This window comes from Nonomuraea sp. NPDC005650, from assembly GCF_040605375.1.
In the GTDB taxonomy this organism is placed as follows: domain Bacteria; phylum Actinomycetota; class Actinomycetes; order Streptosporangiales; family Streptosporangiaceae; genus Nonomuraea.
The window spans coordinates 32,275-44,375 of sequence record NZ_JBEXCR010000044.1; the positions used below are offsets into that span (position 1 = coordinate 32,275).

Sequence of the window (12,101 nt, forward strand, 5' to 3'; positions counted from 1 at the left end):
CGGATGACCGAAACTCTCGCTTCACAAGTGGGTCGTGTCAATGGTTGGATCGTGGACATGGAGCACGTGCCTTCCGCGGCGGAGATGCTGGGCTGGATCGAGACCGTCGTGGGGCAGGGCGTCCGCCGCCCCGGCTACCCGGCGGACGCGTGGACCGAGCGATGGCTGGCCGAGCGCCTGTCGGAGTTCGGCCTGGAGGTCACGCTCGAACCGGTCGAGGTGCCGCGCTGGCGGCCGGGCACCGGGCTGCTGCGGCTCGACGACGGCACCTCGTGGACCGGGCTGCCGCTGCCCCACACGGCGCCGACGGCGGGGCTGCGGGGGCGGATCGCGCGGCTCGCCGACGCCCGCCCCGGCGACATCGTCGTGGACGAGGTGAGCTTCAGCGAGCTGCCGCAGTCGTACGTCAAGACGCTCGCCACCTCCGCCTACGATCCCGAAGGCGTCTTCGACACCCTCGTCCAGACGATCCCGTTCGGCCCCCGGATGATGGAGGTCGTCGAGCCCGCCCTGGCCGCGCGGGCCGCGGGCTTCATCGGCGCGCTGACCGGCGTCCCCTGGGAGACCCGCGACTACTACGTGCCGTACGACGCGGTCGAGCGGCCCATCCCCGCGCTGTGGCTGTCCGGGGCGGACGCCCGGCAGCTCCTGGCCCGCCTCCCGTGCGAGGGCGAGCTGATCGCCGAGTCCGCCACCGACACCGTGATCACGCACAACGTGGTCGCCACCCTCCCCGGCGGCTCACCCCACACGGTGATCGTCGCCTCGCACCACGACGCCCCATGGGCCTCGGCCGTCGAGGACGCCTCCGGCCTGGCCCTCGTGCTGGCCACCGCGCGCCACTGGGCCCGCGTCCCGGCCGCGGAACGCCCGCACAACCTGACGTTCCTGCTCACGTCCGGGCACATGGCGCACGCGGCGGGCACCCGCGCCTTCATCGACCGCCACCGGCCGGAGCTGGCCGACGTGGTGCTCCAACTGCACCTGGAGCACGCCGCGCTCCGCTGCGAGGTGGTGGACGGCATGCTCGTGCCGACCGCCGAGCCCGAGGTCAGATGGTGGTTCACGACGCGCGCCCCCCGGCTGGAGAAGCTGGTCGCCGCGACGCTGGAGGCCGAGGACCTGCGGCGGTCGTTCGTCCTGCCCCCGGAGGTGTTCTCGCCGATGCCGCCGACGGACGGCGCGTTCTTCCATCCCGAGGGGGTGCCGCTGGTGCACTTCCTGTCGGCGCCGATGTACCTGTTCGACTCGGCCGACACGATCGACAAGATCGACGTGGTGGGGCTGGAGCCGCTGGCCCGCGCGGCCGTCCGGATCGTGGCGGGCACGGCCGGGTGGACCCCGGCGGACCTCCGCGGGTAGCGGCGCCCCGCCGGTCATGGTCATGCTGGGGGGACGACACCCCGACGCCGCCAGGACGTGATCACGATGTCACAGACTCCCGTTCGGTTCTCCGAAGAGCGTTCCGAGGACGTCGTCGCGGCGTCGTTCGCCGGGGCCCAGGACGCCCGGCTGCGGCTGATCCTCACCAGCCTGGTCCGCCACCTGCACGCCTTCGCCAAGGACGTCGAGCTCACCCAGGCCGAGCTCGACGCGGCGATCGGCTTCCTCACCAGCACCGGGCAGACCTGCGACGGCACCCGCCAGGAGTTCGTGCTGCTGTCCGACGTGCTCGGCCTGTCGATGCTCGTCGACACCATGGCCAACCGGGCGCCCGCCGGGGCCACGGACTCCACCGTCCTGGGGCCGTTCCACATGGTCGAGTCCCCGCCGCGGCGGCTCGGCGACCAGATCTCCCTGGTGCCCGGCGGCGAGCCGACGCTCGTCACCGGGCAGGTGCTCTCGGCCGCCGGCCGCCCGCTCGCGGGCGCGGTCGTGGACGTCTGGCAGGCCGACGAGAAGGGCTTCTACGACGTCCAGCGGGACGACGTGCCCACCGGGCACCTGCGCGGCCTGTTCACCTGCGACGAGCAGGGGCGGTTCGCGTTCCGCACGATCCTGCCCGCGCCGTACCCGATCCCCGACGACGGGCCGGTCGGGGAGCTGCTGGCGGCGTCGGGCCGCCACCCGTACCGGCCGGCGCACATCCACTTCATCGCCGGCGCCGCGGGCCACGCGCCGCTCACCACGCACGTGTTCGTCTCCGAGTCCCCCTACCTCGACTCGGACGCGGTGTTCGGGGTCAAGGACAGCCTGGTGCTGGACTTCGCCCGCGCCGAGGACCCGGAGCGGGCGGCGGCGTACGGCATGCCCGTCCCGTACCGCCACGCGCACGTGGAGCTGCGGCTGCGCGAGAGCCCGTGACGCCGCGGCTACCGGCGGCCGCGGAACGTGCGCCGCAGGTCGTCGACCCACTCCTCGGGGATCTCCCATGGGATGAAGTGGCCGCCGCGGTCGTGGACGGTCAGGTTGACGTGGTTGTACCAGGCGCCGCGCTCGCTGCCGGCGAAGTGCCGGACGCGCTGGTCGGTGGTGACGCCGGGCGGGTTCTCGTAGCCGACGAAGGTGATGCCGGTGGGGGCCTCGACGGGCGGCTGGCGGTCGTGGGAGGGGGTCCAGGGGTAGCGGTTGTTGTTGGCGTACGTGCGGATCGAGGTGCCGATCGAATTGTTCACCCAGAAGATCATGGCGTGGGTGAGCAGGTCGTCCTTGGTGAAGACCGACTCGATGTCGCCGCCGTTGTCGCTCCACTTGACCCAGCGCTCCAGGATCCAGGCGAGCATCCCGGCGGGTGAGTCGGTCAGGCCGTAGGCGAGCGTGCTCGGGGCCAGGACGTGCGCGGCCAGGTGGACGGCGAAGCGCCTGTCCAGCGCGACGATCCGGTCGTGGACGTCGGCGGGCAGGCCGTCGGGGATGGGCTGCCCGCCGCTGAGGTCCCAGGCCCGGTCGCCGTTGAACATCGTGAGCTTCTGCCCGGAGCCGATGTGGATGCCGTGCAGCTCGGCGGCGTACTTGTGCCCGAGCTGCCCCGTGACCAGGGCTCCGACGTCGCAGCCCGCGGCGGCGTACCTCTCGTGGCCGAGCACCCGGGTCATGAGGGTGTGCCAGAGGTCGGCGACCTTCCAGAAGTTCATGTCCGGGTGGTCGGGCAGCGGCGTGGAGAAGCCGAAGCCGGGGAACGAGGGCACGATGACGTCGAAGGCCTCCGCCGGGTCGCCGCCGTGCGCGCCGGGGTCGGCCAGCGGGTCGACGACCTTCGACCAGTGCCAGAACGTCCACGGCCAGCCGTGGGTGAGGATCAGCGGCGTCGGGTGCGGGCCGACGCCGGGCTTGCGCATGAAGTGCACGGGGACGCCGTCGACCGCCACGCGGTAGTGCTCGTACGCGTTGATCGCGGCCTCGGCCTTGCGCCAGTCGTACCCGGTGCGCCAGTGATCGACGAGCTCGCGCAGGTATGCCTTGTTGACGCCGTAGCGCCAATCGTCGTTGCCCACGTCGTCCGGCCAGCGGGTCAGCTCCAGGCGCTGCCGGAGGTCGGCGAGCACGTCGTCGGGCACGTGGATCGGCTCCGGCACCAGCGGGCCCCGGGTTTCGTCGCTCATCGTCGTCTCCTGCGCAGCGGTCGTCGACGGCAAAATATATCAGATATTTATTTAAATTCGTGATGTATCTGGAGGGAGAGGCCGAGGTCGGCGATGAAGCGGGCCAGGCCGACCCGCTTGCGGAACAGCTCGCGCAGGTCGCCGGTGACCGGCTCGCCGAGGCGTTCGGCGGGGATCGCGGTGAAGGCGCTGCGCAGGACCAGCGTGGTGACGTACCCGGCCGCGGCGTCGCCGGCGGGCACGCCCTCGTCGGCCAGGCCCCGCTCGTACGCCGCCAGGATCGCCCGATGGATCACGGGCAGCTCGCCCGGCTCGGTCAGGCCGTCGTGCGCCAGGCCCACGAGCAGCTGGCCGAGGTCGAAGCCGATCGGCACCGGGTCCTGCCAGCCCCAGTCGACGGCCACGAACCGGCCGGGGTCGTCGGCGGGCACGAGGAGGTTCTGCGGCCCGGCGTCGCCGTGCGCCATGGTGTGCGGCAGGCGGCCGGCCGCCGCGAGCAGCGCGGGGACGCGGCGGGCCAGGGTGTCCAGGTCCATCTGCAGGAGCGGGTCGGCGTGCGCGGCGACGAGCGGGTGCCGCCAGAGGGCGGGGTCGCGCAGGACGGGCAGCACGTGGTTCATGAGCCGTTGGCCGACGTAGGTCCGCAGCGCCGTACGGGGGCGGGAGTCGTCGGCGGGACGCAGCCCGGCGAGCCGGCCCAGCGCTCGGGCCGCGGCGGCGTACCTGGTCAGGTCCCACTCCCCGGGAGCGGTGCGTACGTCCTCCAGCCACAGGTCGAGGCGCTCGTCGCCGAGGTCGTCGACCAGGAAGAGGTGGGGCAGCCGCAGGCCGGGCGGGAGCGGCAGGCCGGAGGTGTAGACGTCGGCCTCGGTCCGCCACGGGAACTCGGCGACGAACTCCGCGCGGGCAGGCTCGGGGATCACGTCGAGGTGCGCCCAGTGGCGGGCGGAATGGAGGGATTTGACGAAGAAGGACCAGGTGCGTCCGCAGGTGGTCGTGCCGCTGACCCGGCGCAGGCCGCCGGTGGACGGGGTGCCGGAAGCGTGGTCGATCGGGTCCACGCGGATGGACTCCACCTCGGCGCCCTCGTCGTCCAGATATTTCCGTACAAGAGGGGTGAGGTGGGCGCGGGATGGGGTCGCGGTCATGGCAGAACGCTCTCCCGCGCCGCGACAGTCGCATAGAGCATGGCCTACTCAAATGTAGGCACGTACCATCCCCCTGTGCGTCATCTGTGGCCCTTCGCCGGTCGGGAAACCCAGCTCGCGACGATCCGATCGGCCCTGGAGACCGGCGGCGCCGTCGTGGCCGGGCCGGCGGGCGCGGGCAAGAGCCGCCTGGCGGCCGAGGCCCTGTCCGGGACCGACGACGTGGCCTGGATCCTGGCCACCGCCGCCGCCTCGGACCTCCCGCTGGGCGCGATGGCGCACCTGCTCCCCGCCCAGCCGCCGCACGGCAACGTGATCCGCTGGGCCGCCGACGCCCTGGGCCGCGAGCGGCTGGTGCTCATGGTCGACGACGCCCACCTGCTGGACCCGGTCTCGGCCGTACTGGTGCATCACCTGGTGGCCGGCGGGCGGGCGCGCGTGCTGGCGACGACGCGCAGCGGGGAACGCGCGCCCGACGCCGTGACGGCGCTGTGGAAGGACGACCTGCTGCCGCGCCTGGAGCTGGCCCCGCTGACGCTCCGGGAGGCGGGCCTGCTCCTGGCCGGGGCGCTGGGCGGGCAGGTGGAGGCGCCGACGGTCCGGCGGCTGTGGCGGGCCAGCGACGGCAACGCGCTGTTCCTGCGCGAGCTGGTGCTGGCCGGCGGGTCGGGCGGCGCGCTCGCCGAGCGGCGCGGGGTGTGGCACTGGTCGGGCGAGATCCCGGTGACGACGCGGCTGCGCGAGCTGATCGAGAGCCGGATCGGCGACGTCGACGCCGGTGAACGGGCCGCGCTGGAGCTCGTCGCCCACGGCGAGCCGCTGTCCGTGGACGCGCTGACCGCGCTCGCCCCGCTGGAGACGCTGCGGCGCCTGGAGGACCGCCAGCTCGTCACCATCTCCCCGGAGCCGCCGCCCGTGCGCTCCCCGGAGCCGCTCTCCGCGCGGCTCGCGCATCCGCTGTCCGTACGGCTCGCGCATCCGCTCTACGGCGAGGTGATCCGGGCCGGATGCGGCACGCTGCGGACCCGCGAAGTGCTCAGCGGCCTGGCCGACGAGGTGGGCGGCCGCACCGGCGGGGATCCGCTGCGCGTCGCGGTCTGGCGGCTCGACAGCGGGACGCCCGGTGACCCCGCCTCGCTGGTCGAGGCGTGCAACATCGCGCGGAACGTCCGCGACCTGCGGCTCGCCGCCCGGCTCGGGCGGGCCGCGCTGGCGGCCGGGGGAGGGGTCACGGCCGCCCTCGCGCTGGCGTCGGTGCTGTTCTACGACGACCGGTACGACGAGACCGAGGCCGTCCTGCCGGGGCTGGCCGACGGCCCGATGGACGACATGAGCCGGGCCGATCTGGTGTCGGTGCACGCGCTCAACCTCTTCTGGGGGTTCGGCAGGGAGGCCGAGGCCCGCGCGATGCTGACGGACGCCCACGCCACGATGACCGGCACGGAACCGCGCCAGGGCCTCCTGGTGATGCGAGCCGCCATCGAGCACATCATGGGCATGTTCGACCAGTTAGGGCGGACGATCGCGGAGATCCGCCGGATCGCCCCGACCACCGCCCGGTTCGACCTCGGGCTGGTCGGGCCGGAGGCGGGCGGGCTCGTCCACGAGGGGCGCGCCCGGCAGGCCGTCGCCCGCGTGGACGAGGCGCTCGGCAGCGTCGGCGACCTGCCCGAAGACCTGCCCTCGCTCACGGCCGCGCTGGCGGTGACGGGTTCCGACGCCGCCGTTCTCGCGGGCGACCTGGCGGCGGCGCGCCGGTTCGCCGACACCGGCTACCGCATCGGCGAGGACTACGTGAGCTGGGACCGCGCGCTGATCACGTTCGGCACGCTGCGCGGCCGGGTGGCCAGGCTCCAGGGGCGGCCCGCCGAGGCCGTCCGGCTGTGCAGGCAGGCCGCCGTGCGGTTACGGGGCCGTACGCTCCACGGCGGCCTGTGCCTGGCCGAGCTGGCCCACGCGTACGCGCTCACCGGCGACGTGGCCGCGGTGCGGGCGACCATGGAGCTGGCCGGCGAGCTGGGCCTGCGGGTGGGCCACCAGGTCGAGTTCGCCTTCCGGCTGGCGCGGCCGTGGACGCTCGCCGCCGAAGGCGACCTGCCGGGGGCGGTCGAGGCGGCGCTCGAAACCGCCGACGCGGCCGGGGACCACCCCATGTACGAGCTGTACGCCCTGCACGACGTGGTCCGGCTCGGCGCCTCCGACCTGGTCGCCGACCGGCTCGCCCGGCTGGCCGCCACCGTGGAGGGCGACCTGGCGCCGGTCCTAGCCCGGCACGCGGCGGCCGGGGACGCTCCCCAGGAGCTCGACGCGGTGTCGCCGGCCTTCGAATCGCTCGGCATGCTGCTGCACGCGGCGGAGGCGGCGGCCCAGGCCGCGGACGCGTACCGGCGGCACGGGCTGGCGCGGCGGCAGCGCGCCGCCGAGACCCGCGCCTGGCGGCTGGCCCGCCGCTGCGAGGGCGCCCGCACTCCGGCGCTGACCGGCCTGGCCACGCCGCAGCTGACCGCCAGGCAGCGGCAGATCGCCCAGCTGGCCGCGTCGGGCCTGAGCAACCAGGACATCGCCGACCGGCTGGTGCTCTCCCGCCGGACGGTCGCGAACACGCTGGTGCAGGTCTACGAGCGGACGGGCCTGAACAGCCGGGCCGAGCTAGCCGACGTCCTGTTCACCTGACCGGGGCAGGCGGCTCTTTGGGGCGGGCGGGCTCACGTAGTGGTGGACCAGCGCCGGCTCGCCGGCCGCGTTGAGCCAGCGGGCGCGGCTGCTGCCGACCCGGCGCCAGCCGGACCGTTCGTAGAACGCGATCGCGGCCTTCCCCTCGGAGGAGACCTCCAGCTTGAGCGGGGTTTCGACGGCGGCGCGGACGGTGTCGAGGAGCCGGGCGGCCAGGCCGCGCCCGCGGGCGGCAGGGGTGACGAACAGCCGGGTGACCTCCATGTCCCGGGTCAGCGCCACGTGGCCGAGCACCACCTCCCCCTCGACCGCTGTCCACGCCCTGATCAGGCCGTCCGGCGTCAGCCAGCCGGCCGGATCGCGCGGCCAGTCCACGGGGTAGCGGTCGCCGGCCTGGACCTCGGCGAGGGCTTTCACGCAGGCGTCCAGGTCGTCAGGGGTTCGGTCGCGGATTTCCACGCGGGCCAGCCTACGAGGCCCGGGGAGGGCACCTGTGCGATATCGTTAAACCGCTTTAATAGCGGGGATGGGGGGATGGATGCCTCGCCGGGCCGTTCCTGAGGATGGTCGGCCTCGCCCCTCGACGATCCGGGACGTGGCCAAGCACGCCGGAGTGTCGGTGGCGACCGTGTCGCGGATCCTGTCGGGCTCGTACCCGAGCGCTCCCGCCACGCGGAGCAAGGTGATGCGGGCGGTGCGCGAGCTCGACTACGTGGCCAACGCGCATGCCCGCGGGCTGGCGGGCGCGCGGCCGAAGAGCGTGGCGATCGTGGTGAACTCGGTGGTGTCGCCGCATTACGCGCATGTGGCGCAGGGCGTACAGGACCAGGCGGTGCGCGAGGGCCGGCTCTGCATCGTGGGCACCACGGGCGGGGACGCCGAGCGGGAGCTGGCCATGGTGCGGCTGCTGCGGGAGGAGCACGCCGAGGCGGTGATCCTGGTCGGCAACATGCCGATCGACGACGCCTATCGGGAGCGGATGGCGGACTACGCGCGGGCGCTGGCGGTGGCGGGGTCGCAGCTGGTGTTGTGCGGGCGTCCGGCGCTGGGGGAGGGGGTGCCGGCGATCGTCGTGGAGTACGACAACACCGGCGGCGCCCACGCGATCACCAGTCACCTGCTCTCGGCCGGTCACCGGCGGATCCTGTTCCTGGGGCGGCGGGCCGGTTACACGACGCCGGAGAGCCGGATCGCGGGATATCGGTCGGCGCTGGCCGCGCACCGGGTGGCGCACGATCCCGGGCTGGAGGTGGACAGCGTGGTGATGGACCGGCGCGACGGCTATCGCATGATGCGGGAGCGGCTGGAGGCGGGGCCGCCCGACTTCACCGCCGTCTTCGCCGGGAACGACCTGATGGCGGCCGGGGCCCGGGCGGCGTTGCGGGAGCGTGGGCTGCGCGTGCCGGATGACGTGTCGCTGGTCGGCTTCGACGATCTTCCCCCGGCCGACGACATCGATCTGACCACCGTGCACGTGCCGCACGAGGAGCTGGGCCGTACCGCCGTGCGGCTGGCCCTGGACACCGACGCGGCCGACACGAGCCGGCACGTGATGCTCGGCACGCACATCATCGTCCGCGACTCGGTCCGCCCTCTCTTGCGGGGTTAAACCGTTTACACAGATCAGCCGGACCGACTGAGGGTCGGCCCAGGTGGATGCCCTAGTATCCGTTTCATGTCGTCCCCCCTGCGCCTCCCGCCTGCCGACCCGCACCTGTCCGGTTTCACCGGGTGGACCCGCGCCCACTGGGAGAGCGTGGCGGACCACCTGCTCGACTCCGTGGTGCCGTACGCCACCGACGGCTTCGCCCAGTACCGCCTGCCCGGCCGGGCGAGCAGGTCGGGCACCGTCAGCGACGGGCTGGAAGGGTTCGCCCGCACGTTCCTGCTCGCGGCCTTCCGCATCGCGGGGGCGGGCGGCGACGTGCCGCCCGCCCTGCTGGAGCGCTACGCCGAGGGGCTGGTGGCCGGCACCGACCCCGCGCACCCGTACGCCTGGCCGCCGCTGACCGACATGTCGCAGCCGCTCGTGGAGGCCGCCTCCATCGCGCTCGCGCTGCACGAGACCCGGCCCTGGCTGTTCGACCGGCTCTCGCCGGCCCAGCGGGAGCGGGTGGTGGCCTGGCTGGCCGGGTTCGTGGGGCGGCGCACGCCGGACAACAACTGGGTGCTGTTCCAGGTCGTGGTGGAGCAGTTCCTCGCCGAGGTGGGCGGGCCGCACGACCCCGCCGAGATCGCCGGCGGGCTGGAGCGGATCGAGGAGTGGTACGTCGGCGACGGCTGGTACTCCGACGGCAAGGGCAAGAACTTCGACTACTACTCCGGCTGGGCGATGCACCTGTATCCGTCGCTGTGGGCGCGCATGGCCGGCGACGCCGCCCGCGGGCGGCTCTACGCGGACCGGCTGCACCGGTTCCTGGGCCATTACCAGCACCTGTTCGCTGCCGACGGCGGGCCGGTGCACCAGGGGCGGTCCCTGATCTACCGGTTCGCGACCGTCGCGCCGCTCTGGCTGGGCGCGCTGACCGGCGCCTCACCCCTTCCCCCGGGGCGGACCCGGCGGATCGCGAGCGGCGTGCTGCGCCACTTCGTCGAACGCGGCGCCCCCGACGGCCGCGGCCTGCTCACCTGCGGCTGGTACGACGCCTTCCCGCCCGGCACCCAGGACTACTCCGGGCCCGCCTCGCCGTACTGGGCCAGCAAGGCGTTCCTCGGCCTGCTGCTGCCGCCCGAGCACCCGGCCTGGACGGACGCCGAGGCGCCCGCGCCGGTCGACCTCGCGGACCAGGTCGTCGCGATGCCCGAGCCGGGCTGGCTGCTGCACGCCACCCGCGAGGACGGCGTCGTACGGCTGGTCAACCACGGCAGCGACCGCGACCGCGTCCAGGACCCCGCGGGGCCGCCGGACCCGCACTACCTGCGGCTCGCCTACACCAGCCACACCGGCCCGGACATCGGCGAGGAGGCGGTCGACGGGCAGCTCGCCGTCGTCTCACCGCAGGGGGTGACCTCCCGGCGGCGCGTCATCGAGCCCCTCACCGTCGGGGAGCGCTTCGCGGCCTCGGCCTACCAGGACGGCCCCGTCCGCGTGGTGACCGTCTCGGTGGTCGACGGCGCGGCCGAGCTCCGGATCCACCAGGTCACGGCGCCCGCCGGGCACCTCGTACGCGACGGCGGCCATGCGCCGGCCGGGCCGGAGGCGCCCGAGACCCGGTCCGGGGACACCTGGGCGCTGGCGCGGCGCGCGGACGGCCTGACGAGCGTGGTGCGCGGGCTGCATGGCTACACGGGGGCGGGCGTGGCGAGCGCGCACGGCGTGAACGCCTTCGGACCGCACTCCGCCACGCCGTACCTGACCTGCGACGCCCACCCGGGCGGGACCGCCGTGTACGTCAGCCTGGTCGTGCTCACGGCGGGCGAGCAGGAGCCGGCGGCGCCAGAGGTTCGGGTGCGCGGGGACGAGGTGACCCTGGTTCCGCTCGGCGGGGAGCCGATCACGGTCCGCCTCGGGGCCGAGCACGTCACGGTCTCCTCGCGGGGAGAACCCGCGTCGCGCTCGGGGCCGCACGAGGCGACGACACCGGAGCCCGGCGACAGCTGACCGCCCCGGCCCCGGCGGCGGGCGCGCCTGGTCGGCGAAGGGTGGACCGCGACGTCAGCCGTCGTCGGGGCCGCCGATAGGATCGCCCGCCACACCCGAGATGACTAGGGAGAACAGTTGAACAGCATCGTCGTGCCGGACGCGATCGTCGCCGACCTGGGGCCGTTCGCCGCCAAGCCGACCTCGGTCAGCGGGGAGCAGCGGGAGGCGGCGCTCGAGGCGTGGACCTCGGCTGACGGCAGGACCGCCGCGGGGGTGTGGGAGTGCACGCCCGGCACGTTCACCGCCGTACGCGACGGCTACCACGAGGTCTGCCAGATCCTTTCCGGCCGGGCCACCATCGTCGGCCAGGACGGCACGACCCAGGAGGTCGGCCCCGGAAGCACCCTGGTCATGCCCGCGGGCTGGCAGGGGGAGTGGCACGTCCACGAGACCGTGCGCAAGACCTACGTGACCACCCGCCTCTGACCCCCTTCGGCAGGACGGATGGCGCGACCGGTAATCGTCAGGATATCTTGACGGTTATGACGTTGAAGATCGCTGACATCCCCGGCCACGAGGGTTTCGCGGCGCCGGTCCTCCCCGGTGGTGAGCTGGCGCGCTCCTCCACCGCCTTCACCAGGACCTTCGTCGGCTACCAGGCCGCATGCTCCTGCGGGTGGGCCGACCGCCGCCGGTTCGCGGCCACGCCGGAGGGCGCCAAGGAGGCGGAGGGCCGGTGGTGGAGCAAGCACGCGGCCCCGCTGCTCGCCGCCGCCCCGCCCAGTTGGCTCGTGATCAAGTCGAACCTCCTGTGCGAGCAGATCGTGAACCTCACGGCCGACCGCCCGCTCGCCGCCCTGACCCTGCTGTCCCAGGTGGAGAGCTGGCAGCGGACCCTGCTCGATCAGGCCGTGGCCGCGGCCAGAGAGGGCGGCGCGTCGTGGGCGGACGTGGGGGAGGCGATGGGGATCACCAAGCAGGCCGCCCACGAGAGGTTCAGGGCCCAGGTGGCGACGTGACCCCGGCGGCCGGGTGAATCTCCCGTACGGGTAACCGAAATGCCGAGCCGTCGGCATACAGAGAGTGGCCGAATGAATGCGCACCATTTCCGGGTAATTCCCGCCTAACTCGATCCGGCGGGAGAAAGAATGGGTA

The 12,101-nt window shown here is 73.8% G+C and carries 10 protein-coding genes; 7 read left to right on the forward strand and 3 right to left on the reverse strand.

What is annotated here, in order from left to right:
* Window positions 1-57: 57 nt before the first annotated feature.
* Together ABZS69_RS51355 and ABZS69_RS51360 are read left to right on the forward strand one after the other, a co-directional pair.
* On the forward strand, window positions 58-1,362 hold the full coding sequence (locus ABZS69_RS51355) for a M28 family peptidase (protein ID WP_355387618.1): 1,305 nt from the start codon (window positions 58-60) through the stop codon (window positions 1,360-1,362).
* A gap of 66 nt (window positions 1,363-1,428) precedes the next feature.
* Window positions 1,429-2,304: a dioxygenase gene (locus tag ABZS69_RS51360; protein WP_355387621.1), complete on the forward strand. Its 876-nt coding sequence runs from the start codon at window positions 1,429-1,431 to the stop codon at window positions 2,302-2,304.
* Between the two features lie 8 nt (window positions 2,305-2,312).
* Here the strand turns inward: ABZS69_RS51360 and ABZS69_RS51365 are convergent, their stop codons facing one another.
* Window positions 2,313-3,542: an epoxide hydrolase gene (locus ABZS69_RS51365; RefSeq protein WP_355387624.1), complete on the reverse strand. Its 1,230-nt coding sequence runs from the start codon at window positions 3,540-3,542 to the stop codon at window positions 2,313-2,315.
* A 47-nt stretch (window positions 3,543-3,589) separates the two neighbouring features.
* Window positions 3,590-4,690, reverse strand: a complete 1,101-nt coding sequence (locus ABZS69_RS51370) for a hypothetical protein (protein ID WP_355387627.1) — start codon at window positions 4,688-4,690, stop codon at window positions 3,590-3,592.
* 75 nt (window positions 4,691-4,765) lie between these two features.
* Between ABZS69_RS51370 and ABZS69_RS51375 the strand changes: the two genes are divergently transcribed.
* Window positions 4,766-7,363, forward strand: coding sequence for a LuxR C-terminal-related transcriptional regulator (locus ABZS69_RS51375; protein ID WP_355387630.1), 2,598 nt, complete (start codon window positions 4,766-4,768; stop codon window positions 7,361-7,363).
* On the opposite strand, the gene ABZS69_RS51380 is transcribed toward ABZS69_RS51375, so the two are convergent.
* On the reverse strand, window positions 7,340-7,822 hold the full coding sequence (locus ABZS69_RS51380; protein ID WP_355387633.1) for a GNAT family N-acetyltransferase: 483 nt from the start codon (window positions 7,820-7,822) through the stop codon (window positions 7,340-7,342). The genes ABZS69_RS51375 and ABZS69_RS51380 overlap by 24 nt on opposite strands.
* A gap of 136 nt (window positions 7,823-7,958) precedes the next feature.
* Here ABZS69_RS51380 and ABZS69_RS51385 point away from each other — a divergent pair, with 136 nt between their 5' ends.
* The 4 genes from ABZS69_RS51385 (at window position 7,959) to ABZS69_RS51400 (ending at window position 11,965) form a co-directional block, all read left to right on the forward strand.
* Window positions 7,959-8,972: a LacI family DNA-binding transcriptional regulator gene (locus tag ABZS69_RS51385; protein ID WP_355387636.1), complete on the forward strand. Its 1,014-nt coding sequence runs from the start codon at window positions 7,959-7,961 to the stop codon at window positions 8,970-8,972.
* 66 nt (window positions 8,973-9,038) lie between these two features.
* Window positions 9,039-10,964 (forward strand): DUF2264 domain-containing protein, encoded by a 1,926-nt coding sequence (locus tag ABZS69_RS51390; RefSeq protein WP_355387639.1) that lies wholly within the window; start codon window positions 9,039-9,041, stop codon window positions 10,962-10,964.
* Window positions 10,965-11,081: 117 nt separating this feature from the next.
* Complete coding sequence (locus tag ABZS69_RS51395) at window positions 11,082-11,432, forward strand: cupin domain-containing protein (protein ID WP_355387642.1); 351 nt, start codon at window positions 11,082-11,084, stop codon at window positions 11,430-11,432.
* A 56-nt stretch (window positions 11,433-11,488) separates the two neighbouring features.
* Window positions 11,489-11,965: a hypothetical protein gene (locus ABZS69_RS51400; RefSeq protein WP_355387645.1), complete on the forward strand. Its 477-nt coding sequence runs from the start codon at window positions 11,489-11,491 to the stop codon at window positions 11,963-11,965.
* The last annotated feature ends 136 nt before the right edge of the window (window positions 11,966-12,101 follow it).